Raw genomic sequence first — 25,064 nt, 5'->3', positions numbered from 1 at the left:
AATGACAGCGACTCCGAAAGTGTCGATTATAACGACAACTTACAACGACTTAGATAATTTAAAGAGAATCATTGCTCTGGTAAAGCAGCAGGATTACGAAAATATAGAGCATATTATCGTGGACGGAAGCTCCACCGACGGCACTGTGGAGTATTTGACGGAGCTGGACAAGCAGGAGGCAGGAGCTATCAAATGGATGTCTGAGAAGGATAACGGTATTTTTGACGCCATAAACAAGGGCATAAAGCTGTCAAGCGGTGATATCATCGGCACTTGCTTTGATGAGTTTACAAAGTCGACTGTAATCTCCCAAATGGTGAACATCATGGAGAAAGAAAAGACGGACGGTGTTCACGCAGACCTGCTTTATATGGAAGGTGAAAAGGTAGTCCGCACCTGGAAGCAGGGACAAGGGAATATCCGTTTCGGCTGGATGCCGGGACATCCGACTCTTTATTTGAAAAAAGAGGTGTATGAAAAATACGGAGTTTACAAACCGTATTATAAGGTGTCTGCGGATTATGAGTATATGATTCGGATTTTAAAGGATAAGCAGGTGATATTGTCCTACATTCCGGAGGTTTTGATTAAAATGTCCCACGGGGGAACTAGCACAAACGGTTTAAAAGCATATATCCGTTCCTTGAAAGAGGGACATATGGCACTTAAGGAAAATAAAATCAGGTTTGCATGGTTTACGGATTGCTGCAGGACCGCAAGAGTTTTGCTGCAGTTTGTAAGATAGGCTTTATATATGTGAAAACAGGAGAATTTCTATGAAGAAACTGATTATTATACCAGCTTATAACGAAGAGATGAATATCGTTCAAGTTGTAGATGAGATTAAAGAAAAATACAGCCAGTATGACTATGTGGTCGTAAATGACGGCTCAAAGGATAATACGGCGAAGGTTTGCTTGGAACACGGCTTTGATCTGATTAATCTTCCGGTCAATCTAGGGCTTGCCGGAGCGTTTCAGACAGGGCTTAAATACGCCTATTTAAAGGGCTATGACTATGCCATTCAGTTTGACGCGGACGGACAGCACAAAACAGAATATATTGATAAAATTTTAGAGGAAATCGAAAAGGGCTATGATATCGTGATTGGTTCGCGCTTTGTAACGAAGAAAAAGCCGGTTTCCATGCGTATGTTAGGCAGCAATATGATATCGATTGCGATGCGGCTGACGACAGGAAAAACGATAAAGGACCCAACCTCCGGTATGCGAATGTTCAACAAGCAGATGATAAAAGAGTTTGCCTTGAATATGAACTATGGCCCGGAGCCGGATACGATTTCTTATCTGTTAAAGCAGGGAGCCACAATCTCGGAGGTTCAGGTGGAGATGGATGAGCGATTAGGCGGTGAGAGCTATTTAAATTTCAGCCGTTCGATGCTGTATATGCTCAGAATGCTGATTTCCATCATGTTTATTCAGAGCTTTCGAAAGAGAAAATAAGCTAGGATGAAAGGAGAACAGATATGTCACTGGCATTTCGAATTATATTAATACTTGCGTCATTGCTGACGACTTTATATATCGTCAGAAAAATCAGATACTCCAAGCTGCAAATTGAATATGCGATTTTTTGGATTATCTTATCGTTTCTTTTAATCTTAATCAGTATTTTTCCAATGCTTGTTACAATACCGACGAATTTGATCGGGATGCAGGCACCTGTTAATTTTGTCTTTCTTGTCATTATCTTTATTTTGCTTATCAAAGCATTTATGCAGACAATTGAACATTCCCAGCTCGAAAACAAGCTGAATGATCTGGCACAAAAGATAGCGATTGACGAAAAGCTGAGCAGGGACAAGCAAGAGAAAATGGTGAATGACACTTTAAATAACAGCACGAAAGAGGATATGGAGCAGTAATGGATAATTTTTTAAGAGGATTAATGGACAAAAAAATAAAAATTGGTCAGATAACCTTTGACTTTTTAGATATTTTATTGCTTGCAGGCATGAGTGCGGCTGGTATCCTCATTCGCTTTGTCCTGCGAAACATCGTGACGGATGATTGGACTATTTTTTGGGGCCCATGGATTAAGGAGTTGCAGGCTGGAGGCTTTGGTGCTTTGGCAACAGACTTTTATGACTACGCGCCGCCTTTTATGTATATTTTGTATGTGATCAGCCGTCTGCCCTTGGACCCGATGCTTGCTTACAAAGGGATTTGCTGTGCGATTGATTTTTTTGCAGCGGCAGTTGCAGCGGGCATTATTTATGATGTGACAAAGAGCAAGACGAGGGCAATCGGTGTTTACGGCATTTTTATGATTATGCCGACTTTGATTGCAAACAGTGCGCTATGGGCGCAGTGTGATGTGATTTATACAACCTTTGTGCTTCTCAGCATTTATTTTATATTCAAGGATAAACCGAACTGGTCGATGATTTGTTACGGAATTGCGTTTGCATTTAAGTTGCAGACGTTGTTTATATTCCCGCTGTTTATCTTATTGTGGGCGAAAAACAAGCTAAAGCTCCAGCATTTTTTATGGATAATCGTGATGTATATTGCGGGAATTGTACCGGCTTGGCTGGCGGGAAGACCGCTTCTTGAGCTGATTAATATTTATGTGGCACAGGGAACGCAGGATGCTTACTCCCTTTCTTTAAAATGGTCGAATATCTATCAGATTTATGGAACAGGATTTTTTATTCAGGAATATGAGTCAGCAGGAATTTGGCTGATACTTGGCATTTTGATGTTGCTTTTATTCTACCTTGCATACCGAAAATATGAGATGAGCAAGGAATTTATTTTGCTGCTTGGCTTTTTCTTTGCGATGGTGACTGCTTATTTTCTGCCTCATATGCATGAGAGATACGGATTTTTAGCAGATATTTTTGCTATTTTATATGCATTCACAACAATTAAGAGATTTTATTATCCTCTTATTCATATTATGCTTTCTTTTTCTGCCTATATGGAATACCTTTCCAAGACCTTTGCCGGTCCAATCCCTTATTATGCATTTGTAGAGCTTGGTCTGATTATCTTGGCGGGACTTGATATCTATTCCTATGTGACGACCGGTGAGATTAAGAAGCGAGTGAAGAAGGAGGCGGCAAATGGATAACTTACTGAGAGATTTATTGGACAAAGAATTTAAAATAGGGAAATTCAGACTTACCTTTTTGCAGATACTTTTGCTTGTGGGAACCACGTTTGCGGGAGTTATGCTTCGAAAAGCAGTCATTCACGTTGTATCACAGGATTATACAGGCTACTGGGAGCCGTGGCTTCAAATGTTTTACGAGCACGGGTTTGGAGCGTTGGCGCTTGATTTTTACGACTATACGCCTCCGTTTATGTACTTCCTCTACCTTGTCTCAATTCTGCCTTTTAATCCGATGATTACATACAAGGTGGCAATGTGCATCCTTGATGTGATAGCGGCTGTTTTTGCCGGCAAAATCGTGTATGAGGGAACGAAGAGCAAAACGAGGGCAATCGCAGCTTACGGGATCGTGTTTATGCTGCCGACCGTGGTGAATAACAGCGCTCTTTGGACACAATGCGATGTCATATATACAATGCTTTTATTAATTTGTATTTATTATTTTATAAAGGATAAGCCGTTTCGTGCCATGCTTTTTTACAGCATTGCCTTTGCCTTGAAGCTGCAAACCTTGTTTGTATTCCCAGTGCTTATCATTTTATGGGTGAAAAATAAAGTGCAGATTAAACACTTTTTCTTGATGCCGCTTGTGTATGTGATCGGCATTATTCCGGCATGGATTGCGGGACGTCCTCTTATTGAGCTTCTGACTGTTTATATTGCACAGGGAGGTACGGACGTGTGGGCACTTAGCCTGAACTGGCCGAATATATATTATATTTATGGCATAGACTCCTTCCTCGGACCGTTTTCAACAGCAGGCAAGGTGTTAATACTTGGCATTTTGATGTGTATCCTGTATGTGATGGCAAAAAAGAGAGAGAGTTACCGCGTTACAAATGAGTTTTTGATTGCGATGTTTTTGTTTTTTGCCATGCTGACCGTATATTTTCTGCCGTTTATGCATGAAAGATACGGCTATATGGCAGATATTTTTGCAGTTGTTTATTTTATGTTTAGGCTTAACAAGTTTTATATTCCTCTGTTGCATGAGATTGTATCCTATGCGGCATATACACTGTTTTTGACAAAATACATGGTCGAGGAAGGAACATCCAATGTGATTATCCAGACCTATCTATATTCTTTTGTTATTCTGTTTTTGATTATCGATGTAGGAATCAGTATTTACCGGCATATAAGCGGGAAAAAGGAGTTAGGAGCTGTTTAAATGGGTGAGAAAAGACTAACTTATCTGGAAGGACTTCGGGGAGCGGCAGCAATTATGGTATTTCTTTGCCATTTTGGCTACGCTTTCTATTATGCTCTGTATAGCACAGAGATAGCCGAGGCGAACCTGCCGGGCAATCTTGACGCATTGATAGCGGTTACCCCGCTGAACATCTTATATAACGGCAAGGTGGCGGTTCGAATTTTCTTTCTGCTGTGCGGCTATGTGATATGCATTCGATATTTTCAGACGCGGGACAAAAATTATCTCGTAACCTCCGCGGCAAAGCGGTATTTTAGACTGATTGTGCCGATTCTTTTTATTGAGTTTATCACCTATATTCTGATGAAGGCAGGAGCATACCACAATGGGGCAGCAGCGGTTATCTCGCATTCAGAGGACTGGTTTATGAACTTTAATGCGGCAGAGCCACTTTTTCTTGGAATGTTGAAGGAAGCCTTTTTTACGGCTTTTTTTCAACAGGCGAGCACCTATAACAATGTGCTTTGGATAATAAAATATGAATTTTTAGGCTCCCTCCTTGTTTATTTGATTTTGTATGTGACGGGGAAATGGAAATACCGGGATATTTTGTATATTGCGTTGATTTTACTCTGCATGCGAAACGATTATGTATGTATTCTGATTGGAATGCTTTTGTGCGATTTGATGCACAGTGAATCGGTATTTCTGAATAAATTTTGCAAGAATAAATTCATTCTGTTTTTATCGACTGTAGTCGGCATGATTTTTGCAACATATCCTGCAGGAGGAACAAATCTGGACGGTACCTTCTACCGCTATTTAGGTGAGCCGCGTGTTATTATCTTTTATGTAATCGGCTGTACATTGCTGTTCTGGGTGCTGTTGAACAGCCGTATGGCACAGAAGCTCTTTGAAGGGAAAGTACTACAATTTTTAGGAAAACACAGCTTTGGCATTTACCTTGTACATTTTCCGATTATTGCAACTTTTTCCGCATGGTTTTTGGTTCGCTTAAACGGACGGTTGGATTACAATGTGCTTATGTTGGTTAATATTATTCTGACTGCGGCAATGGTTCTTTGCGCGGCAGTGCTTGTCACGAAATATATCGAGCCCCTCGGCAACAAGCTTGCTAACGTTGCTGGGAAGAAGGTGCAGGCAGGATTGGCTGGAAAGGAATAACGGAGGAAGACATGCAGGCAAAAGAGAGAATTGGTTGGATTGATATAGCAAAAGCGATGGGCATATTTGTTGTGCTGATGAATCATGTTATGCTCGATTTGGGAGTGGTTACGTTTTTAGGCGGAATGTTTTATATGCCTGTATTTTTTGTGCTTTCGGGCTACACGTTCAAGGAGAATACAGAATTGCCCCTTGCCCGCTTTGTGAAAGGCAAGGCAAGACGTCTGCTGGTTCCGTATGCCTGCTTTCAATTCGTGTTAGCAGGGATGTTCACGGTTAAAAACCTGATTCAAGGACAGCCATTTCTTCAGGCGGTTATGCCGGTAATCGGTGCGTTCTATTCCAGAAATGCACTGTACGCCAATGCAGGGGATGTCATGGTATCTGTGCCGCAAAAAAACATTAATCTTATGACGTCACTGAATGCTCCGCTATGGTTTTTAACAGGTCTGTTTTTGAGTCTTGTGATTTATCAGTTTATTTTGATAAAGGCAGGGCAGAATAAGAAAAAAGAATTTGTTTATCTGGGTATCAGTGTTTTAATCGGTATTCTTTTAAAATATTTTTCCAGTATACTGCTTCCGTGGAGTCTTGATACGGCATTCATCAGTGTGGCTTTTTTGCATGCAGGGAGAATGCTTGCGAGAGAGGGACGCTTTGAAGCTATTTATAAGAAACCGACTGCCGTTGCAGGCATAGTCGTTCTTTTTATCGCTGCCTCTTATTTGAACGGAAGCGTCAATATGTCTATCCGGGACTTTGGAAAATCAGTGTTGCTTTATCTGGTTGTCGGAAGCCTGGGAACGATATGCGTTATGTTTGTCTCAAAGCTTATTGAAAATTATCTGGGATATTTTGCAAGGCTGCTTGCCCTGATCGGAAGACACAGCATCGGTGTGTTTGCCCTTCATTTGATTGTGTTTGCGGCAGTGGGCTATGCATTTACTTACATTGGCTTTACACATGATATATTAGAAAAGGTTGCCAAAATACTCCTGTCTGTAGTAATATTAGTACCGATAGATGGGCTGATACAAAGATACCTGCCCTTCGTATATGGTCAAAAGAGGAGAAATAAATGAAAAAAGATATATGGATTAGGCTGGAAAAGGTAATTTGCATTATTTTATTTATTGTTCTTTTGGTATGGTTTTTCCCGTTTATAACCAAAGGCATTGATGTGCAGGACACCGCTTCCTACCTTACGAAATACCGCTATATATTTGATAAAAGCGTTAAAGTAAATGAACTGTTTTATTTATTTGGCGAGGTTGTAGGAGGAATTATTTATCATCTTATGCCAAGCCATCAGGTGCTTGCCCTGAATGTGGCAAGCTGGATATGCTATACGGCGACTGCCATTTTAATTTATCTGTTTCTAAAGGATTATATGCCGCGTATTCCGTTGCTTGGAGCAGTGCTTGCAGGCAGTTTTTTCGGTTTGACATGGGTGCATTGCCTGAACTGGAATGCTATCAGTATGCTGCTTCAGACAATCGGTATCATTCTTTTGATAAAAGCGTTAAAGCAGGACAGCAATAAACTGCTTGTGGTGAGCGGTATTATTTTTGCAGTCAACACCTTTGTCAGGCTTCCGAATATTTTGCAGCTTGGGCTTGTAGTTGTGGTATTTTGGCATTATTTTGTGCCGGAGTTTCAGTTTAAAAGAGCAATTTTTAAAAGTCTGTGGTTTGTTCTCAGCGGTGCAATAGGAGGAATTTTAAGTCTTTTGGCGGCAATCGGAATATTGGGCTTTGACAAATTCACAGACGATATTCTTATGCTGACCGCGGTAGGAGGCGGTGGAGAGTCTTCGCATGGACTGGTACGTATTGTCTCACTGTTTTACAGAGGGATGCTTCAGGGAGCAGGAAATTGGCTTCTGTTCGGCGCTATTTTGATTGGAGTTGCAATTGTCATTGTAGTGGTCGGAAAAATGTTTTTTGGGACACAGCAATCCGGATTGGGATTGCGGGTAATGGGCATTGTTGGAGCAGTAATCATCTCAATCATGGGACTTCTCGCGGGGCTTCGGGCAGACTACCTTGATGTCCATGTTTTTGTCGCATTTGGTGCAATTGCACTTGGAGCAGCAGCCACACTTTACTATGCAAAGAAGGATATTCTGTTCAGCGATATATGCCTGAGTGCCGTTATCGCAGAGGGGGTACTGACAATTGGAACAGACACGGGAGCGGCGTATTACAGAGTGTATATGGGACTTCCGATTGCAATTATCCTCTGTGTTTTGATACGATTTGCGAAGGAGCTGTCGGTCAAGGAGACAAAATATAAGACTTTGACACAGCTTAGGAAGCTGCAGTGGAGAAACAAGTGGGTGCTTCCGACCGCGATGGTGCTTAGTATTATAACCGTAGGTTTTTCTGTTATGTACCCGATTGGAGCAGGCTATCACTATGCGACAACCTTCACTTACCACGAGAGCGATAACAAGTATTTGGTTCAGGGTATCAAAGCGGAGCAGTTTGCGGGATTAAAGACGTCGGTGGAGAGAGCGGAGCTGATTGACAGACTTGTGACCCTTTTGGAACCGTATAAGGACTATAAATTATTACAGCTTGGAAGCTTTAATATAGGCTATGTGATCACAGATATGAAGCCGTTTTTTGACAGTTCATGGGCAGACCTTGAATATCTTACAATGGAGAACTTTGACAGCCGTCTGTCGGAGGCGGTAGCAGATAAAAATCTTCCTGTCATTGTACTTGCGGACATGGAGGGGGACAAGAGCGGCTTTTGGAATAAGGATAAATACAGCACAGCCGTGGAACTTGGAGAGAGTGAGAACTATACGAAGCTATATGAAGACCGGTGGTATGTGATTTATGTACCGAAGGAATTTAAATAGGGGTAACTATTAAATTTGTTTGGCTCTGAACAGTTACAATATAGAGAATGAAAGGATGGATGAGACATGAAAAAAGCAATCAGCACAGACAAGGCACCGGCAGCAATCGGCCCTTACTCACAGGCAATCGAGGTAAACCAAATGGTGTACACCTCCGGTGTTATACCGGTAGTGCCGGAAACGGGTGAAATTCCCGCGGATGTGGAAGCACAGGCAGCACAGGTTTTTCAAAATCTGTCTAATTTATTGCAGGCTTCGGGAACGAATATGGAAAATGTTGTAAAGACAACTGTTTTCATCAAAGAAATGAATGATTTTGGAAAAATCAATGAAATATACGCGAAGTATTTTACCGGTGTATTTCCGGCGAGATCCTGTGTGGAGGTAGCGAGACTTCCCAAAGATGTTTTGCTTGAAGTGGAAGCAATCGCAATTAAGTAAAAAAGTGTGAGCAAAGCTCACACTTCGCGCCCGAGTGGGTTGAGAAGCAATAACTTCTACTCCGCGAGGTGCGCATCAATAGTTTTTTATATCCTAGGATATAAAAAAGCACTTTCCATAAATGGGTATTTGAGATATAATAACAGTAGGAAAAATCAAGTAACGGTTTCGTTACAAAATCCGAATAATATCTGCTTATATAGCGTGGCAGGAAGGAGAGGTGTTTATGAAGGTTCAAAATATTAAAGACGTAGACAAATTTTTTAAGGTTGTTGACAGTTGTGTCGGCAGAGTAGAGCTAGTAACAGGTGAAGGTGACAGATTGAACTTAAAATCAAAGCTTTCTCAGTATGTTTCTATGGCAAATATTTTTTCAGATGGTGAGATTGCTGAATTAGAGATTATCGCATATGAGAAGGAAGATATTGATAAGCTTGTATCTTTTATGATTAACGGCTAAGAATGACAGATAGGAAGTTCAATCCGAACTTCCTATTTTAGTATCATGGGAAATTCCTTGGAATTTTTGATGATATAAAATAGTAAAAAAAGAGGAATTGAGAATGAAACATACATTAAAATCAGATATTTTGTTTCTTATTATGGTTTTTGCTCATCTAAGTGCTACATTACTGTTTAGTATATTACACATAATGGGAATAAACAGCAATTTATCGTCGAATCAGAGCCTTATCATAAGCCAGTTTTTGATTTTGATTCCGGTTATTATTTATTTAATTGCAACGAAGACAAACCCAGTTAAGCTAATCAGGTTTAAGAAAATAGATGTGTCCACTATCATGATGACAGCGTTGTTTACGGTATTAATAATGCCTCTTGTTTCGTTTTTAAATGCGTTGTCTATGCTTTTTGCCGAAAATGAGGTAATGACTCTGACATCAGAAATGACGGGAAATCCTTTTTTGGTAAATTTATTTTTGCTTGCCATCCTTCCGGCGATCAGTGAAGAATTTGTATTCCGCGGCGTTTTATTTCATACTTACCGAAAGAGCAGCGTACTGTATGGAGTTGTATTGAGCGGAATTGTATTCGGACTGATGCATTTGAATTTCAACCAGTTTTCCTATGCTTTTGTAATTGGTATTATTTTTGCGTTATTGATTGAGGCAACAGGAAGCATTTATACGACCATGATAGCGCACTTTATTATAAACGGCAGCAGCGTGTGGGCAATGGCATTTACATCAGGGCAGACATCGCAGGAGCTTCAGGCTCAGATAACACAGGAGTATCTGATGATAGTGGTTGGTCTTTACGGAATGATTGCGGTCGTGACGACAGTGATGGCAATCGGTGTTTATATCTGGATTATAAAGCATTGCAAGCGGGAAGAGCACATGAGAGCTGTATTCTGGATTCGAAACGGAGAGGATAAGTTCTCCATCAAAAAGGCAATCAGTATTCCGCTTATAATCGGAGTGATTGTTTGTCTGGCATATATGGGATATTCAGAGGCAGCAGGGAGAAATTCAGAAGATAACTACAATATAGAAGAGCCGATAGAGAAGAATACGCTGGATAATACATTAAATATTGCTGTTCACACCTGCGGTGTTCACAGCAACTATTAAACATTACACTCTGATTATCAGAGTGTAATGTCAATGTTAGCACCGAGTCCGTCAATAGGGAGAGCCGGTGCGGCGGCAGAATCAATCATATCAGTCATGTTTGCTGATAAATCTTCTACCATGTCAAGCGATTTGCCAAGCATTGCCATAGAGACATCGCTCATAACCTTGCTCTGGCTTAACGCGATTGAGAGGGAAGGAATATCCATAACAATTACCTCCTTATAAAATATAACTACATATTACCACTATACTATATAGGGAATAAGAAAGCAATGATCCAATAGTCTTAAATTAATTAGGCATGGGGTAATTAATAAAAATTTAAGAATTGAAAAATATTACCAAGTTTGATATACTAGATTGAATTGTAATAGTGAATTTGAATAAAAATAAATAGGGATAGGATAAATGTGGCAGGAACCAAATGTAATGATTCATTGGAACTGATATGGTGAAGGTATGGAAAATAAGATACGTATACTAGGTATCATGGTCGACAATTACTTAACCTTGGAAAGTAAGAGCTTGATCGATGAATATTTAGAACAAGATTGTATGAATACTATTAGTGTGATACAAATTCCTACATTGCTTAGAGCAGTGGATGATGATGAATTCAAGGAATACATTGAACAAATGGATTTGACCGTTGCAGGTGATGCAGAAATCTTAGAAGCGGCTGGCTTGGAAGACAAGCAGAAGCTTAGTGAGGCTTCCGACGGTGAATTTCTTATTCAGTTTTTTCAAAATGTCGTGAAAAAGGAAAAGACAATTTTTATTCTGGGGGAAAAGGAACAGGAAGTTGACAGGTATATGAAGGCGATTACAAAACGCCATACCGGTTTAAACATAGCAGGCAAATTTGCGATTGACGGTTATGAGGATGACTGGGACTCCATTGTAAACGAATTAAACAGTGTTGCACCGGATGTGATTATATCGATTCTGCCTTCTCCTTTTCAGGAAAAATTTGTGATTGCCAACAAGAATAAGATAAGTGCAAGAGTATGGATCGGTGTTGGCGATGAATTACAGATGAGTGATTCAAAAACAAAAAGCGGCTGGCTGAAAAGGCTGATTGAAAAGAAACTTTTACTGAGTAAGGTAAAAAAATACGAGAGTGAAAATGGTGATTAAGTATGGAGGTATCCGGAAACAGACCGGTTTATATTGATTATTTGTTGATGACAGTGGGAACCTGTCTGATAGCTTTTGCAATCAAGACGATTTACGACCCGATTGCTATGGTTACGGGAGGCTTTACAGGTATTGCGATTATTGCGAAGGCGTTCAGTAATATACCGCTGTGGCTCATTAACATTGTTTTGAATATACCGATTTTTTTAATCGGAATAAAGATAAAGGGGTTCCGCTTTATTGCAAGAACATTGTATGCCACGGTGATGCTGTCAGTATGGCTCTATGTTTTGCCGGAAATTACGATTATGGCAGATGACTATATATTGGCTGCCATCTTTGGTGGTGTGATATGCGGAATTGGGACAGGAATGGTTTTTCTGGCAAGGGCGACCACCGGAGGAACCGATATGGTAGCGGCATACATCCAACACTATTTAAGGCACTATACGATAGCGCAGGTGCTTCAGGTGATAGACGGAGCGGTTATTTTAGTAGGAGCTTATATCTTTGGTCTGAATAAAGCGTTATATGCGCTTATATCTGTTGTTGTACTGTCGTGGGTGACAGACGGTATTATTGAAGGTCTTAAGTTTTCAAAACTTGCCTACATTATAACAGATGAGTATGATGAGGTGGCGAATGCAATTATGACCTCCCTCGGAAGAGGGGCAACGGGGCTTAATGCCACGGGCATGTACTCTGCGGCAGAAAAGAAAGTGCTGTTATGTGTTGTGTCTAAAAAAGAAATTGTGCAGGTAAAAGAGATTGTTGCTAAGATTGATCCGCGTGCTTTTGTCATCGTAAGCGATGCGAGAGAGGTACTTGGAGAAGGCTTTATTGAGTTCCGGTTAGGACAATAATAGGAAAAAAGTAATGATTGTGAACTATGCATAATAGGAAAAAATAAGGATTTAGACAAAAATAGAGAGAAAATGCATAAAAACCACGTATTTCCTCTTTATTTTTTTGCACTTTTGCATTAAAATATAAAATAGGCTGTTATGTAATAAAAAATATAAAATTTATTTGTTGTGGAAGTTGTATATTAAAAAATTATACTAATGTTAAAGGAGTGGAGTGTAATGATATCGAATCAAATACTTCAAAATACAATTGAAGGGCTAAAAGGAATTACAAAAGTAGAGTTGTGCATAATGGACACGGATGGAAATGTATTGGCTACTACCTTTCATGAAGCAGAGGGGTATGGGGAGGTTGTACTTTCTTTTGCGGAGTCACCGGCAGACAGTCAGGTTATCCAAGGATACCAATTTTTTAAAGTGTTTGACGAACACCAGTTGGAATATGTTCTTCTGGTAAACGGCGGCAGTGAAGACGGCTATATGGTAGGAAAAATTGCTGCATTTCAGATTCAGAATCTGTTAATTGCGTATAAGGAGAGGTTTGATAAGGATAATTTTATTAAAAACCTGCTGCTTGACAATTTGCTGCTTGTCGATATTTATAACAGATCAAAGAAGCTGCATATCGACACGGATGTAAAAAGAGCCGTGTTTATTGTAGAAATGAACAATGAGAAAGAATTAAACGGCCTGGAAATTGTTAGAGGACTCTTCGGCGGCAAGACAAAGGACTTTATTACTGCGGTGGATGAGAAAAGTGTTATCGTGGTAAAAGAGGTTGGCGCCAATGAAGGCTATGACGAGATGGATAAGGTGGCAAAAAGCATTTTAGACTTATTCAGCGCAAACGGAGGCAAGGTTCACATTGCTTACGGAACAATTGTAAATGAGATAAAGGAAGTGTCACGTTCTTACAAGGAAGCCAAAATGGCACTTGATGTAGGCAGAATATTCTTCAGCGAAAGAGATATTATTGCATACAGCACGCTTGGAATAGGAAGACTGATTTATCAGTTGCCAATTCCGCTTTGTAAAATGTTCATCAAAGAAATCTTCGACGGAAAATCGCCGGATGAGTTTGATGAGGAAACACTGACAACTATTTATAAGTTTTTTGAAAACAGCCTAAATGTATCAGAAACCTCAAGACAGCTTTACATTCACAGAAATACTTTGGTATATCGTCTGGACAAGCTTCAAAAGAGCACCGGGCTTGATCTTCGCGTGTTTGAAGATGCCATAACTTTTAAGATAGCTCTTATGGTAGTGAAGTATATGAAGTATATGGAAACGTTGGATTATTAATGCAGTGATAGGTTTGAGAGGAAAGTTAGATGATAGAATTAGAAAATGTGAGTAAGACTTATTCGACGGGTACGCCGGCAATTAACGGGATAAGTCTTACAATTGAAAAGGGTGAGTTTGTTTTTATTGTCGGAACAAGCGGCTCCGGTAAATCAACTTTAATCAAGTTGCTTCTAAAGGAGCTTGAGCCGACATCCGGAAAGATTACGGTAAACAATAAAAATGTGGCACGGCTGAAAAGAAAACAGGTTCCTAAATTCAGGAGGGACATCGGTGTTGTCTTTCAGGATTTTAGATTGCTGAAAGATCGAAATGTCTATGAAAATGTGGCATTTGCACAGCGTGTAATTCAGGTGCCGACTAAGACAATAAAGCGTCAGGTGCCTGCCATGCTTTCTATGGTAGGTCTTGCGGAGAAATACAAAGCGAATCCGAGGGAACTGTCCGGAGGAGAACAACAGAGAGTGGCACTTGCGAGGGCTTTGGTCAACAAGCCTTCTATTTTGCTAGCAGATGAGCCGACAGGTAATCTTGATCCGAAAAATTCATGGGATATCATGAAGCTTTTGGAAGAGGCAAATCAAAGGGGAACGACGGTTCTTGTAGTAACTCATAACAGAGAGATTGTTGACGCGATGCAAAAACGTGTTATTACCATGCACAAGGGCGTTATTGTAAGTGACGAGCAAAAAGGTGGGTATATTTATGAGGATTAGTTCGATTGCATATAGTTTAAAACAGGGCTTTAAAAATATAGTCCGCAACAAGATGTTTTCATTGGCCTCCATTGCAACGATGGCGGCGTGTATTTTTCTCTTTGGTTTATTCTATGCTATTGTGGCGAATTTCAATAACATTGTAAAACAGGCAGAGACAGGAGTTTCCGTTACCGTATTCTTTGATGAAGGAATATCAGATGACAAGATTAAGGAAATCGGAGACGAGATTGGAAAACGCGTTGAGGTATCAAAATATAATTATGTTTCTGCAGATGAAGCGTGGGAAGCATTTAAGAAAGATTACTTTGGCGGTGATGAGGATGCGGCGTCAAGCTTTCAGGATGACAACCCGCTGGCGGAGGCTTCCAGTTATGAGATATATTTGAATGATGTTTCTATGCAGAAGACATTGGTTACTTATCTGGAATCTTTAGATGGAGTTCGTGAGGTAAAACGCTCGGAAATTGTAGCGAATACACTTGCCAACTTTAATGTACTGGTAGGATACATATCACTTGCAATTATTATCATATTATTAGGTGTTTCCGTATTTTTGATCAGTAATACAGTCACAATCGGTATTGCGGTCAGACGAGAGGAAATATCCATTATGAAGCTCATCGGAGCGACGGATTTCTTTGTAAAGGCGCCGTTTATTGTCGAGGGGATTTTGATTGGACTGGTTGGCTCGGCAATTCCTTTGATAGCACTTTTTTATATGTACCGAAATATCATACAATTAGTAAGTGAAAAATTTAAAATTCTTCAGGGAGTTTTAAATTTCTTACCGGTTAATACTGTTTTCCAGACGCTTATCCCGGTTGCATTGCTGATCGGTGTGGGTATCGGATTCTTAGGAAGCTTTATCACAATACGCAAACATCTGAGAGTATAGGAGTTGCTATGAAGAAGTATATAAAGATAGCCGCCTTGATACTTGCTTTTAATCTGGTGTTTCAAAATAATATAATGGCGCAGGCATCCTCCGCAAAAAGCTCCGAACAGGCTCAGAGGGAGCAAGAACAGCTTGAAGAAGAGCTTGAGAATGCAAATTCCGAGACTGATGATTTAAAGGATGGTTTGGCAGATACGCAGAAAGCGATTGACTCTCTCTCTGATAAAAAGAATAATATGGAAAACTATGTAAAGGAACTGGATAATCAGCTTGCTGGTATTCTGGACAGCATAGAAGAGATAGTAGAGCAGATGGAGACAAAGGAGCAGGAAATCGAAGAGACAACAGACGCGCTTGCTCAGGCAGAGGAAGATGAAGTCGAGCAGTATGAGGCGATGAAGAAAAGAATCAAATATATGTATGAAAACGGAAATACGGCATATATTGAAATGATTCTACAGTCTAAATCCTTGTCACAGTTGTTGAATTCCGCTGAATATATTATAAAGATAGCGGACTATGACAGAGAAATGCTTGATAAATTTAAGGAAACGAAGCTTTATATTGCAGATACGAAGGAGACGCTTGAAAATGAGAAAGCTGAGTTGTCTGCGTTAAAGGCGGAAACAGAAGAAAAGCAATCAGAGGTAGCGGGGTTGATTGATCAAAAATCAACGCAGATTGCAGCATACGAAAGTAATATTTTATCTGCCCAGGAGCTGGCAGATGACTACGAAGAGGATATTAAGGCACAAAACGCCGTGATAGCTGCACTGGAAGCTTCTGTTGAAGCTAAAAAGGCTGAGATTAAAAGGCTGGAAGAAGAGGAAAAAAATACAGGTGGTACGGGTCAATCGGTCAATATTACAACAACCTATGATGGAGGAACTTTCACATGGCCGTGTCCCGCCAGTAAAACAATCAGCAGCGAATATGGTAATCGTTTACACCCGGTACTTGGTGTAAATAAATTTCATAACGGAATTGATATCGCGGCATCAACGGGCAGTGCGATTGTTGCAGCTTACAAAGGAACTGTGGCCGGTGCGGGGTATAATTCTTCGATGGGAAATTATGTGATGATTGACCACGGAGACGGCTTGTATACCATCTATATGCATGCATCGGAGCTTTATGTTACAGCAGGTCAGAACGTGTCCAAGGGAGATACAATTGCAGCAGTCGGCTCAACAGGCAGATCGACCGGACCGCATTTGCATTTTGGAGTCCGTTTAAACGGGAGTTATGTAAATCCTCATAATTATGTGGGCTAATAACGAAAATAAGGAAGGTCAGCATGGAAGATAATAAGAAATTTTTGAAAGGCTTTTTAGGCGGTGTACTTAGTGCCGTGGTTGTAATTTCACTTGTATTGTTTATTTACAAATATACAGGCGCAGATTTAAAGGTGGCAAGTCTGGTTCAAAACGTATCCGGCAGTGAGGTGGAGGAAGTAGGAAGCACACTGACCGGCACCAAAATCGATGTCATCAAACAGATTATTGATAAGTACTATCTTGAGGATGTGGATGAAGCCGATTTGGTAGAAGGAATGTATAAAGGTCTTGTAAATGGTTTAGGAGATCCATATTCTGTCTATTATACAGAGGATGAGTTTAAAAGTATGATGGAGAGTACAAACGGAGTTTACTATGGAATTGGTGTTACGGTTTCACAGAATGCCGATACGGGAATCATTACATTGGTAAAGCCTTTTGAGAATGGACCGGGTTTTGAGGCAGGAATTTTGCCCGGAGATATTTTATATAAAGTAGACGGGACTGAGGTTACCGGTATGGAACTTTCTACAGTGGTTGCGATGATTAAGGGTGAAGAAGGAACGACTGTTGATCTTACTATTGTAAGAGAAGGTGAGAGCGATGAGCTGAATCTTACCGTGGAGAGACGTCAGATTGAGGTTCCGACAATTAGCTATGAGGTGCTGGAGGGTAACGTTGGCTACATTGCTATTGCGGAGTTTGATACGGTTACGGAATCACAGTTTATAAGTGCTTTGGAAGAGTTAAATAATCAAGGCGTGGACGGACTTGTTGTGGACCTACGAGATAATCCGGGTGGAAATCTGGATGTTGTAAACAGCATTTTAGATCAGATACTTCCGGAGGGACTCATTGTTTACACCGAAGATAAATATGGTAACAAGGATGAGTACAAATCGGATGAGGCACATCAGTTTAATAAGCCGCTTGCGGTTTTAATTAATGGAAACAGTGCAAGTGCTTCTGAGATATTTGCAGGTGCGGTAAAAGATTACGGCATCGGTACATTGGTCGGAACAAAAACCTTTGGAAAGGGAATTGTGCAAAGACTCATCGAACTGGGAGACGGAACGGCGATGAAGCTTACCATATCCAAGTACTACACGCCAAACGGCTACAATATTCACGGTATTGGCATTGAGCCGGATGTAGAGCTTGAGCTGGATGATTCCTTAAGGACACAGGCGGTTATCGCCCACGATGAAGACAATCAGCTCCAAAAGGCTTTGGAAATTATCAATCAAAAGTTAGGAAGGTAACAGATATGTGGATTGCAGACGGTTGGAAAGATTATGAAGTAATAGACACCGCAAGCGGAGAAAAATTGGAGAGATGGGGAAAATATATCTTAGTCCGCCCGGACCCGCAGGTAATATGGGATACCCCGAAGGCGAACAAGGGCTGGAAGAAGAAAAACGGACATTACCATCGAAGTGCCAAGGGCGGCGGGGAATGGGAGTTCTTTGACCTTCCGCAGCAGTGGACAATTGGTTACAAGGGACTTACTTTTAATCTGAAACCGTTTAGCTTTAAACATACAGGTTTATTTCCAGAGCAGGCAGCCAACTGGGATTGGTTTGGTGAAAAAATAAGAAATGCAAATCGCCCGATTAAGGTGCTCAATCTATTTGCCTATACGGGAGGAGCCACTCTTGCGGCGGCGAAAGCAGGTGCTACTGTTACTCATGTGGACGCCTCCAAGGGAATGGTTTCCTGGGCAAAGGAAAATGCCGCTTCGTCAGGACTTGGTGAAGCACCGATCCGTTGGATTGTGGATGACTGTGTAAAGTTTGTGGAGAGAGAAATCCGAAGGGGCAATCAATATGATGCGATTATCATGGATCCTCCTTCCTACGGCAGAGGTCCGAAAGGGGAGATATGGAAAATTGAAGATGCCATTCACCCTCTTGTGAAACTGTGCGCACAGGTACTTTCTGATAAGCCTCTATTTTTCCTGATTAATTCCTATACAACGGGACTGGCGCCTGCGGTGTTGACCTATATGCTTGCGGTGGAACTTAAAAAGTTTCATGGTCATGTAGATTCACAGGAGGTTGGACTGCCTGTCACGGAGAGCGGTCTGGTTCTTCCGTGCGGTGCATCAGGACGTTGGGAAGCAGAATAAAGATTGTAAAGAGAAAAATATGGAAAAGATAAATAAATTAATAAAGGAACATCAATCTGTTGTTGTGATAGCATTGATGATAATAGGGAGTCTGGCAAGACTCCTTTACCTGGGTAGTTATCCGGGAGGAGTTTCACAGGACGAGGCGTTTAGTGCTTATGACGCCTACTCTCTGGCGAATTATGGAATTGATTGCTTTGGCTACCACTTCCCTGTATACAATACGACATGGGGAAGTGGGATGAGTGCGCTGTATAGCTGGCTCAGTATTCCATGGATTAAGCTGTTTGGCTTGAATATGTGGACAATCCGTCTGTCACAGGCTATTTTGGGTATCTTATCGCTTTTTGTTTTATATCTTTTGATGAAGAAGGTGACGAATGATAAGATTGCATTGATTACATTGCTTTTATTTGCAATCAGCCCTTGGCACATCGTGATGACTAGGTGGGGACTTGATTCCGCAACAACGCCGGCATTTTTACTGTTTGGACTGTATTTCTTTGTCTTGGGACTTGAAAAAGAACGATATTTATTATGGTCAGCCGTTTTTTACGGTTTGTCATTATATTGTTATGCATTTTTATGGACGCTGCTTCCGTTTATTTTACTCTTTCAGGTAGGCTACGCCATATATTATAAGAAGATACACCTTTCTTTTGTAAGTGTAGCTTCGGCATTTCTTGTATTTTTGTTCGCACTTCCGCTGTTACTCTTTTTACTGGTAAATTACGGATTTATTTCGGAGATAAAAACAGGATTTTTGTCTATTCCGAAGGTGGCTTACTTTAGAAGCGGAGAGTTGGCATCCGGCGGTTTTATGGGAAAGCTTTATACCTATTATAAGGTGATGTTTTTACAGGACGACGGAAACATATGGAATACGGTTCCGGGATTTGGGCTTCACTATAAATTCGGACTGGTATTTGTTTTTGTGGGAATGTTCTATTCTATATGGTGCTTTGTGACGAGTTTCAAAAATAAGATTTATAATCCGTTTGGATTTTTCGTGTTTCAATTTATAATAGGAAGTTTTGCCGCACTTGTCGTGGATAAATGTGATATCAATAAGTTGAATTTACTTCATATACCGGCGATTGCATTCGCGGGAATCGGAATTTATAAGCTATGCCAATATATAACGCCTCGTTTGATTTATGTGATTGTATTGATTTATCTTGTGGGCTTCGGATTTTTTGAACATGCCTATTACACAAGCTATCAGGAAGAAATCTCAAAAGAGTTTAATGGGGGGATTACGCAAGCGGTTCAATATGCGATGGAGCTTACGGAAAATACGATATGTGTAACGGATAAGGCATTTCATTCTCAGGTGATGTTTGCCTCCCAAATTCCTGCACCGGAATATGTTGATACCGTTGTTTATACGAATTACCCGGCAATCTGGCTGGAGACTTCATCCTTTGGACAGTTTGAGTTTCAGGAGAAGGAAACTCTGCCTGCACTGTCAGACGATAAGGTTTATATATGGGGGATTGGTGAGCAGGATTATTTTGAAAAACAAGGCTATACGATAACGGAATTTGAAAACTTTATTGTTGCCTGTAAAGAGAAAGAGTGATATAGATGAAAAAGCTAATGGAATTTATATTGTTTCAGGCAACGGCATTTTTACTTGGCTGGTTGCTATATATCGCGGTGATACAAATCGGCGTGTTTGACTTTATTGAAGTTTATTTTTATAAGACCATTTTTATTCTGATTATTACAGGAATTGTCCTGCTTGGGGCGGAGTTGCTTTTAAAGCATTTTTGGAAGAAGGCAGTCTTTGATTATAAGGATATTTTTATTTCTTTTGTACTATTTATAAGTATTAATATGGTATGGCTTTCGTTGGTGGTGGTATCACTTGACCGTTCTCTTTCTGTTTTTTTGTTGTCTTATTTGGAGCAGGAGGATAGAAGTTATAGCGAGGAAGAGTTGGATGGGGTATTTCAGGAAGTGTTTGTTGAAAAGTATGAGATGCTTGATCGCAGGTTTTGGGAGCAGATAGAATCAGGGAATATTACGCAGGACGGTGACAGCTATCGGCTTACAAAGCGTGGGGAAGGGTTTGTTGCGATTTTTAAAGCGGTAGGTAAGCTTTATAAGGTGGATGATCGGTTTATTGAGCCGGAGGAGTAGAGGGGTGGTCGTGGAATGGATGGCTTGGTTATGTGATTTATGATCTGGGGATGCAATGTTGTAGTCCAGCCATGCAATTCATAATTTGACTGCGTCAAATTATTCATTTCGGGCTGCGCCCTATAAAAATATTTACCTAATTGGTGCTTTGTGAGCGAGCTCCCACGCACCGATTAGGTAAAATTTTTGCATGGCTTTATTGTATCGAAAATTTTATAAAAAAAACCTTGCAAATGGGTTTTGTTTCGTGTATACTATGTAATGTTGTGACATTGATAGCGTTGAAGCGTGAGGTTGCTGCCTTTGGGGCAGGTTTTCCGTGGAGCGAATGTCAAGTTAAGAAACTGGCGACAAGTCACTGTATAATCTAAATTGTCCATTCAATATGGAAACAACGTGCATGTATCTCGCGATACACACGGAAGAGTGTACAGTCACCGCTTGTCGTACTTCGATTAATTAAGTGCGAAAAGGAGGCGACTTTTTTTATGGCAAGTCAAGTAATGAGAATCACATTGAAGGCTTATGATCATCAGCTAATCGATCAGTCAGCTAAAAAGATCATCGAAACTGTGAAGAAGAACGGATCTCAGGTGAGTGGACCTGTACCATTACCTACTAAGAAGGAAGTAGTAACTATTCTTAGAGCGGTTCACAAGTACAAAGATTCCAGAGAGCAGTTCGAGCAGAGAACTCATAAGAGACTTATCGATATTGTAACACCTACTCAGAAGACGGTTGATGCATTATCCAGATTGGAAATGCCGGCTGGTGTTTATATCGATATCAAAATGAAACAAAAATAAGACGAAGTATCCTGAAGGGTTAATATAGAAGCAACGAAAGTTCCACTTATATAACTGTTCTAGGATGATTACCAAACGGTAATCCGCTGTAGAGAAAACAGGAGGTAAGAAAATGAAAAAAGCTATTTTAGCGACTAAAGTAGGAATGACTCAGATCTTCAACGAAGATGGCGTGTTAATTCCGGTAACTGTATTGCAGGCTGGACCATGTGTAGTTACACAGGTTAAAACAGTTGAAAACGACGGATACAGCGCAGTGCAGGTTGGTTTTGTTGACAAGAAAGAAAAAGCAACTGTTGTTGACAAGAGCGGCAAGAAAGAAATCAGAAACAGACATGGTGTAAATAAGCCAGAAAAAGGTCACTTTGAAAAAGCTGGTGTGGCAAGCAAGAGATTTGTCAGAGAGTTCAAGCTTGAGAATGCAGCAGAGTATAAAGTTGCAGACGAAATCAAAGCAGACGTTTTCGAAGCAGGAGATAAAGTAGATGCTACTGCAATTTCAAAGGGTAAAGGCTTCCAGGGTGCTATTAAGAGACATGGACAGTCCAGAGGACCTATGGCTCATGGTTCTAAATTCCATCGTCATGCAGGTTCCAATGGTGCTGCTTCTGACCCGAGTAAAGTATTTAAGGGAAAGAAAATGCCAGGACACATGGGATCCAAGAAGATTACAATCCAGAATCTTGAAATTGTAAGAGTGGATACAGAGAATAACTTACTTTTAGTTAAGGGTGCTGTACCTGGACCTAAAAAATCTTTAGTAACAATTAAAGAGACCGTAAAAGCAAATTAATGCTTGGTAAGAAAGGAGGAAAACACAGATGGCAAACGTATCTGTTTACAATATGGAAGGCAAGGAAGTTGGAACAATTGAACTTAACGATGCTGTGTTCGGTGTTGAAGTAAATGAACATTTATTACACAGAGCAGTAGTTCTTCAGCTTGCAAATAAGCGTCAGGGAACACAGAAGGCGAAAACTCGCTCAGAAGTTTCAGGTGGCGGAAGAAAACCTTGGAGACAGAAGGGAACTGGACATGCAAGACAGGGTTCAACAAGATCTCCACAGTGGACTGGCGGTGGTGTTGTATTTGCACCAACTCCAAGAGATTATTCATTCAAGATGAATAAGAAGGAGAAGAGAATTGCTCTTCAGTCAGCTTTGACTTCAATAGTAAATGAAAACAAATTGATCGTTGTTGATGAAATCAAATTTGATGAAATCAAGACAAAGAAATTCCAGGCTGTAATGGATAACCTGAAAGTATCAAAGGCTTTAGTTGTTTTAAATGAAAACGACAAAAACGTAGTTCTTTCAGCTAAGAATATCCCTACAGTGCAGACAGCTTTAACAAACACAATCAATGTATATGATATTTTGAAATATAACACAGTTATTTTGACAAAGGCTGCTGTTGCTACTATCGAGGAGGTGTATGCATAATGGCAAGTGTTCAATATTATGATGTAATCCTCAAACCAGTTATTACAGAGAAGAGTATGCAGGGAATGGAAGCGAAGAAATATACTTTCTTAGTACATCCGGAAGCTAACAAGACTCAGATTAAAGAAGCTGTAGAAAAAATGTTTGCAGGAACAAAGGTAAAGAGTGTAAACACGATGAACCAGGATGGAAAGACCAAAAGAAGAGGTAAAACATCTGGTAAGACTTCTAAAACAAAGAAGGCAATCGTTCAGTTAACTGCAGAAAGTGCAGATATAGAGATTTTTGAAGGATTATAAAAATCATCTAGGAAACTATACGCAAATTAAGCGTGACAACAAATAATCGGAAATTGAAAGGAGTGACTAAAATGGGTATTAAAAAATACAACCCATATACACCTTCCAGAAGACATATGACAGGTTCAGACTTCTCTGAAATTACAAAGAGTACACCAGAGAAATCCTTGCTTACATCAAAGAGTAAGACAGCAGGTCGTAATAGTCAGGGTAAAATTACAGTTAGACATCGTGGCGGCGGTGTAAAGAGAAAATATAGAATTATTGATTTTAAGAGAAGAAAAGAAGGAATTGTTGGTACAGTAGCTGGTATCGAGTACGATCCAAACAGAACAGCAAACATCGCTTTGATTTTCTATGCTGATGGTGAAAAGGCATATATCTTGGCACCGGAAGGTTTAACAGACGGAATGAAAGTAGTAAGCGGCGAAGACGCAGAAATCAGAATAGGTAACTGCTTACCATTATCAAATATCCCGGTTGGTACACAGATACACAATATTGAAATGTATCCAGGTAAAGGCGGACAGTTAGTACGTTCTGCTGGAACTAGCGCTCAGTTAATGGCGAAAGAAGGAAAGTATGCTACTCTTAGATTACCATCAGGTGAAATGAGAATGGTTCCAATCATTTGTAAAGCTACAATCGGTGTTATTGGAAACGGTGACCACAGCCTTATCAATATTGGTAAAGCGGGACGTAAGCGTCACATGGGCTTCAGGCCGACAGTTCGTGGATCTGTTATGAACCCGAATGACCATCCACACGGTGGTGGTGAAGGTAAAACTGGTATCGGTCGTTCAGGTCCGGTTACACCTTGGGGTAAACCAGCTCTTGGCTTAAAGACAAGAAAGAAAAAGAAAGCATCCAATAAGTTAATCGTAAGAAGAAGAGACGGTAAAACTTTAAATACAAAATAGTAACCAAAAGTAGAAATCGTAAGGAGGTTAGAACCTATGGCTCGCTCACTTAAAAAAGGACCATTTGCAGATGCAAGTTTATTGAAAAAAATAGACGGAATGAACGAAAAAGGCGACAAGTCAGTTATTAAAACTTGGTCACGTCGTTCTACTATTTTCCCACAGATGGTTGGACATACAATAGCAGTTCATGACGGAAGAAAACATGTGCCGGTATATGTTACAGAGGATATGGTTGGACACAAGCTCGGAGAGTTTGTTGCAACCAGAACTTACAGAGGACATGGAAAAGACGAGAAAAGATCAGGCGTTCGTTAAATAAATGTAATTTGAAAGGAGGTTTCATCATGGCAAAAGGACATAGATCCCAAATAAAAAGAGAAAGAAATGCAAACAACAAAGATACAAGACCAAAAGCTAAATTATCTTATGCAAGAGTATCTGTTCAAAAAGCATGCTTTGTTTTAGATGCCATCAGAGGCAAAGACGTTACAACAGCACTTGGTATTGTTGCTTACAATCCAAGATATGCTTCTAGTTTAATAGAGAAATTATTAAAATCAGCGATTGCAAATGCTGAGAACAACAATGGAATGAATGTAGAAAACCTTTATGTTGCAGAATGTTATGCAGAAAAGGGTCCTACAATGAAGAGAATCAGACCAAGAGCACAGGGTAGAGCATACAGAATTGAGAAGAGAATCAGTCATATCACTATCGTGCTTAATGAAAGATAAGGAGGGA

The 25,064-nt window shown here is 40.3% G+C and carries 29 protein-coding genes; 28 read left to right on the top strand and 1 reads right to left on the bottom strand.

Features of this window, described 5'->3' with window-relative positions; translation table 11 throughout:
- Position 1 precedes the first annotated feature (1 nt).
- The 11 genes from CTY48_RS14265 (at position 2) to CTY48_RS14215 (ending at position 10,378) form a co-directional block, all read left to right on the top strand.
- A complete protein-coding gene (locus CTY48_RS14265; RefSeq protein WP_099469141.1) occupies positions 2-745 on the top strand; it encodes a glycosyltransferase family 2 protein in 744 nt (247 codons plus the stop codon).
- A 31-nt stretch (positions 746-776) separates the two neighbouring features.
- Entirely contained in the window at positions 777-1,463 is a 687-nt protein-coding gene (locus CTY48_RS14260) for a glycosyltransferase family 2 protein (RefSeq protein WP_099469140.1), read from the top strand.
- A gap of 23 nt (positions 1,464-1,486) precedes the next feature.
- Positions 1,487-1,885, top strand: a complete 399-nt coding sequence (locus CTY48_RS14255) for a DUF2304 domain-containing protein (RefSeq protein ID WP_099469139.1) — start codon at positions 1,487-1,489, stop codon at positions 1,883-1,885.
- Between the two features lie 23 nt (positions 1,886-1,908).
- Positions 1,909-3,096, top strand: coding sequence for a hypothetical protein (locus CTY48_RS14250; RefSeq protein ID WP_143452725.1), 1,188 nt, complete (start codon positions 1,909-1,911; stop codon positions 3,094-3,096).
- Positions 3,089-4,309, top strand: coding sequence for a hypothetical protein (locus CTY48_RS14245; RefSeq protein WP_099469137.1), 1,221 nt, complete (start codon positions 3,089-3,091; stop codon positions 4,307-4,309). The genes CTY48_RS14250 and CTY48_RS14245 overlap by 8 nt, the downstream gene beginning before the upstream one ends.
- A complete protein-coding gene (locus tag CTY48_RS14240; protein ID WP_099469136.1) occupies positions 4,310-5,476 on the top strand; it encodes an acyltransferase family protein in 1,167 nt (388 codons plus the stop codon).
- A gap of 11 nt (positions 5,477-5,487) precedes the next feature.
- A complete protein-coding gene (locus tag CTY48_RS14235; protein WP_099469135.1) occupies positions 5,488-6,558 on the top strand; it encodes an acyltransferase family protein in 1,071 nt (356 codons plus the stop codon).
- Positions 6,555-8,345, top strand: a complete 1,791-nt coding sequence (locus CTY48_RS14230) for a glycosyltransferase family protein (protein ID WP_099469134.1) — start codon at positions 6,555-6,557, stop codon at positions 8,343-8,345. The genes CTY48_RS14235 and CTY48_RS14230 overlap by 4 nt, the downstream gene beginning before the upstream one ends.
- A gap of 66 nt (positions 8,346-8,411) precedes the next feature.
- Complete coding sequence (locus tag CTY48_RS14225; RefSeq protein WP_099469133.1) at positions 8,412-8,786, top strand: RidA family protein; 375 nt, start codon at positions 8,412-8,414, stop codon at positions 8,784-8,786.
- Between the two features lie 226 nt (positions 8,787-9,012).
- A complete protein-coding gene (locus tag CTY48_RS14220; RefSeq protein WP_099469132.1) occupies positions 9,013-9,246 on the top strand; it encodes a polya polymerase in 234 nt (77 codons plus the stop codon).
- A 103-nt stretch (positions 9,247-9,349) separates the two neighbouring features.
- Complete coding sequence (locus CTY48_RS14215; protein WP_099469131.1) at positions 9,350-10,378, top strand: CPBP family intramembrane glutamic endopeptidase; 1,029 nt, start codon at positions 9,350-9,352, stop codon at positions 10,376-10,378.
- A 17-nt stretch (positions 10,379-10,395) separates the two neighbouring features.
- On the opposite strand, the gene CTY48_RS14210 is transcribed toward CTY48_RS14215, so the two are convergent.
- Positions 10,396-10,587 (bottom strand): YjfB family protein, encoded by a 192-nt coding sequence (locus CTY48_RS14210; RefSeq protein WP_099469130.1) that lies wholly within the window; start codon positions 10,585-10,587, stop codon positions 10,396-10,398.
- Between the two features lie 253 nt (positions 10,588-10,840).
- Between CTY48_RS14210 and CTY48_RS14205 the strand changes: the two genes are divergently transcribed.
- The 17 genes from CTY48_RS14205 (at position 10,841) to rplV (ending at position 25,057) form a co-directional block, all read left to right on the top strand.
- Entirely contained in the window at positions 10,841-11,518 is a 678-nt protein-coding gene (locus tag CTY48_RS14205; RefSeq protein WP_099469129.1) for a WecB/TagA/CpsF family glycosyltransferase, read from the top strand.
- Positions 11,519-11,520: 2 nt separating this feature from the next.
- Positions 11,521-12,381, top strand: a complete 861-nt coding sequence (locus CTY48_RS14200; RefSeq protein ID WP_099469128.1) for a YitT family protein — start codon at positions 11,521-11,523, stop codon at positions 12,379-12,381.
- 222 nt (positions 12,382-12,603) lie between these two features.
- The gene (locus CTY48_RS14195) at positions 12,604-13,689 is read left to right on the top strand and encodes a PucR family transcriptional regulator (protein WP_099469127.1); all 1,086 of its coding nucleotides are present in this window, start codon (positions 12,604-12,606) and stop codon (positions 13,687-13,689) included.
- Positions 13,690-13,718: 29 nt separating this feature from the next.
- Positions 13,719-14,405 carry a cell division ATP-binding protein FtsE gene (gene ftsE / locus CTY48_RS14190; protein ID WP_099469126.1) on the top strand — a complete coding sequence of 229 codons (687 nt, stop codon included), beginning with the start codon at positions 13,719-13,721 and terminating at the stop codon, positions 14,403-14,405.
- The gene (gene ftsX, locus CTY48_RS14185) at positions 14,395-15,303 is read left to right on the top strand and encodes a permease-like cell division protein FtsX (RefSeq protein ID WP_099469125.1); all 909 of its coding nucleotides are present in this window, start codon (positions 14,395-14,397) and stop codon (positions 15,301-15,303) included. Before ftsE ends, ftsX begins: the two co-directional genes overlap by 11 nt.
- 8 nt (positions 15,304-15,311) lie before the next feature.
- A complete protein-coding gene (locus tag CTY48_RS14180; RefSeq protein WP_099469124.1) occupies positions 15,312-16,577 on the top strand; it encodes a murein hydrolase activator EnvC family protein in 1,266 nt (421 codons plus the stop codon).
- Between the two features lie 23 nt (positions 16,578-16,600).
- On the top strand, positions 16,601-17,842 hold the full coding sequence (locus CTY48_RS14175) for a S41 family peptidase (protein WP_099469123.1): 1,242 nt from the start codon (positions 16,601-16,603) through the stop codon (positions 17,840-17,842).
- Positions 17,843-17,847: 5 nt separating this feature from the next.
- A complete protein-coding gene (locus CTY48_RS14170) occupies positions 17,848-18,708 on the top strand; it encodes a class I SAM-dependent methyltransferase (RefSeq protein ID WP_099469122.1) in 861 nt (286 codons plus the stop codon).
- A 19-nt stretch (positions 18,709-18,727) separates the two neighbouring features.
- A complete protein-coding gene (locus CTY48_RS14165; protein WP_099469121.1) occupies positions 18,728-20,290 on the top strand; it encodes an ArnT family glycosyltransferase in 1,563 nt (520 codons plus the stop codon).
- A gap of 5 nt (positions 20,291-20,295) precedes the next feature.
- Positions 20,296-20,853: a hypothetical protein gene (locus CTY48_RS14160; RefSeq protein ID WP_099469120.1), complete on the top strand. Its 558-nt coding sequence runs from the start codon at positions 20,296-20,298 to the stop codon at positions 20,851-20,853.
- A gap of 488 nt (positions 20,854-21,341) precedes the next feature.
- Complete coding sequence (gene rpsJ / locus CTY48_RS14155) at positions 21,342-21,659, top strand: 30S ribosomal protein S10 (RefSeq protein ID WP_094377168.1); 318 nt, start codon at positions 21,342-21,344, stop codon at positions 21,657-21,659.
- A 112-nt stretch (positions 21,660-21,771) separates the two neighbouring features.
- Complete coding sequence (gene rplC, locus CTY48_RS14150) at positions 21,772-22,452, top strand: 50S ribosomal protein L3 (RefSeq protein ID WP_099469119.1); 681 nt, start codon at positions 21,772-21,774, stop codon at positions 22,450-22,452.
- Positions 22,453-22,480: 28 nt separating this feature from the next.
- A complete protein-coding gene (rplD, locus tag CTY48_RS14145) occupies positions 22,481-23,101 on the top strand; it encodes a 50S ribosomal protein L4 (protein WP_099469118.1) in 621 nt (206 codons plus the stop codon).
- Positions 23,101-23,400 (top strand): 50S ribosomal protein L23, encoded by a 300-nt coding sequence (rplW, locus tag CTY48_RS14140; RefSeq protein WP_099469117.1) that lies wholly within the window; start codon positions 23,101-23,103, stop codon positions 23,398-23,400. The genes rplD and rplW overlap by 1 nt, the downstream gene beginning before the upstream one ends.
- A gap of 71 nt (positions 23,401-23,471) precedes the next feature.
- A complete protein-coding gene (rplB, locus tag CTY48_RS14135) occupies positions 23,472-24,320 on the top strand; it encodes a 50S ribosomal protein L2 (protein ID WP_099469116.1) in 849 nt (282 codons plus the stop codon).
- A 36-nt stretch (positions 24,321-24,356) separates the two neighbouring features.
- Positions 24,357-24,638 (top strand): 30S ribosomal protein S19, encoded by a 282-nt coding sequence (gene rpsS, locus CTY48_RS14130; protein WP_099469115.1) that lies wholly within the window; start codon positions 24,357-24,359, stop codon positions 24,636-24,638.
- A 29-nt stretch (positions 24,639-24,667) separates the two neighbouring features.
- Positions 24,668-25,057, top strand: a complete 390-nt coding sequence (gene rplV / locus CTY48_RS14125; RefSeq protein ID WP_099469114.1) for a 50S ribosomal protein L22 — start codon at positions 24,668-24,670, stop codon at positions 25,055-25,057.
- Positions 25,058-25,064: the final 7 nt, after the last annotated feature.

The organism is Konateibacter massiliensis (assembly GCF_900184995.1).
Taxonomy (GTDB): Bacteria; Bacillota; Clostridia; order Lachnospirales; family Lachnospiraceae; genus Lachnotalea; species Lachnotalea massiliensis.
The sequence above is the reverse complement of the archived record's forward strand: the minus strand, read 5'-3'. Positions and strand labels throughout refer to the sequence as shown.

Coding starts and splice junctions, on each gene's coding strand:
- CTY48_RS14265 (WP_099469141.1), top strand. CDS start 2: ATGACAGCGACTCCGAAAGTGTCGATTATAACGACAACTTACAACGAC.
- CTY48_RS14260 (WP_099469140.1), top strand. CDS start 777: ATGAAGAAACTGATTATTATACCAGCTTATAACGAAGAGATGAATATC.
- CTY48_RS14255 (WP_099469139.1), top strand. CDS start 1,487: ATGTCACTGGCATTTCGAATTATATTAATACTTGCGTCATTGCTGACG.
- CTY48_RS14250 (WP_143452725.1), top strand. CDS start 1,909: ATGGACAAAAAAATAAAAATTGGTCAGATAACCTTTGACTTTTTAGAT.
- CTY48_RS14245 (WP_099469137.1), top strand. CDS start 3,089: ATGGATAACTTACTGAGAGATTTATTGGACAAAGAATTTAAAATAGGG.
- CTY48_RS14240 (WP_099469136.1), top strand. CDS start 4,310: ATGGGTGAGAAAAGACTAACTTATCTGGAAGGACTTCGGGGAGCGGCA.
- CTY48_RS14235 (WP_099469135.1), top strand. CDS start 5,488: ATGCAGGCAAAAGAGAGAATTGGTTGGATTGATATAGCAAAAGCGATG.
- CTY48_RS14230 (WP_099469134.1), top strand. CDS start 6,555: ATGAAAAAAGATATATGGATTAGGCTGGAAAAGGTAATTTGCATTATT.
- CTY48_RS14225 (WP_099469133.1), top strand. CDS start 8,412: ATGAAAAAAGCAATCAGCACAGACAAGGCACCGGCAGCAATCGGCCCT.
- CTY48_RS14220 (WP_099469132.1), top strand. CDS start 9,013: ATGAAGGTTCAAAATATTAAAGACGTAGACAAATTTTTTAAGGTTGTT.
- CTY48_RS14215 (WP_099469131.1), top strand. CDS start 9,350: ATGAAACATACATTAAAATCAGATATTTTGTTTCTTATTATGGTTTTT.
- CTY48_RS14210 (WP_099469130.1), bottom strand. CDS start 10,587: ATGGATATTCCTTCCCTCTCAATCGCGTTAAGCCAGAGCAAGGTTATG.
- CTY48_RS14205 (WP_099469129.1), top strand. CDS start 10,841: ATGGAAAATAAGATACGTATACTAGGTATCATGGTCGACAATTACTTA.
- CTY48_RS14200 (WP_099469128.1), top strand. CDS start 11,521: ATGGAGGTATCCGGAAACAGACCGGTTTATATTGATTATTTGTTGATG.
- CTY48_RS14195 (WP_099469127.1), top strand. CDS start 12,604: ATGATATCGAATCAAATACTTCAAAATACAATTGAAGGGCTAAAAGGA.
- ftsE (WP_099469126.1), top strand. CDS start 13,719: ATGATAGAATTAGAAAATGTGAGTAAGACTTATTCGACGGGTACGCCG.
- ftsX (WP_099469125.1), top strand. CDS start 14,395: ATGAGGATTAGTTCGATTGCATATAGTTTAAAACAGGGCTTTAAAAAT.
- CTY48_RS14180 (WP_099469124.1), top strand. CDS start 15,312: ATGAAGAAGTATATAAAGATAGCCGCCTTGATACTTGCTTTTAATCTG.
- CTY48_RS14175 (WP_099469123.1), top strand. CDS start 16,601: ATGGAAGATAATAAGAAATTTTTGAAAGGCTTTTTAGGCGGTGTACTT.
- CTY48_RS14170 (WP_099469122.1), top strand. CDS start 17,848: ATGTGGATTGCAGACGGTTGGAAAGATTATGAAGTAATAGACACCGCA.
- CTY48_RS14165 (WP_099469121.1), top strand. CDS start 18,728: ATGGAAAAGATAAATAAATTAATAAAGGAACATCAATCTGTTGTTGTG.
- CTY48_RS14160 (WP_099469120.1), top strand. CDS start 20,296: ATGAAAAAGCTAATGGAATTTATATTGTTTCAGGCAACGGCATTTTTA.
- rpsJ (WP_094377168.1), top strand. CDS start 21,342: ATGGCAAGTCAAGTAATGAGAATCACATTGAAGGCTTATGATCATCAG.
- rplC (WP_099469119.1), top strand. CDS start 21,772: ATGAAAAAAGCTATTTTAGCGACTAAAGTAGGAATGACTCAGATCTTC.
- rplD (WP_099469118.1), top strand. CDS start 22,481: ATGGCAAACGTATCTGTTTACAATATGGAAGGCAAGGAAGTTGGAACA.
- rplW (WP_099469117.1), top strand. CDS start 23,101: ATGGCAAGTGTTCAATATTATGATGTAATCCTCAAACCAGTTATTACA.
- rplB (WP_099469116.1), top strand. CDS start 23,472: ATGGGTATTAAAAAATACAACCCATATACACCTTCCAGAAGACATATG.
- rpsS (WP_099469115.1), top strand. CDS start 24,357: ATGGCTCGCTCACTTAAAAAAGGACCATTTGCAGATGCAAGTTTATTG.
- rplV (WP_099469114.1), top strand. CDS start 24,668: ATGGCAAAAGGACATAGATCCCAAATAAAAAGAGAAAGAAATGCAAAC.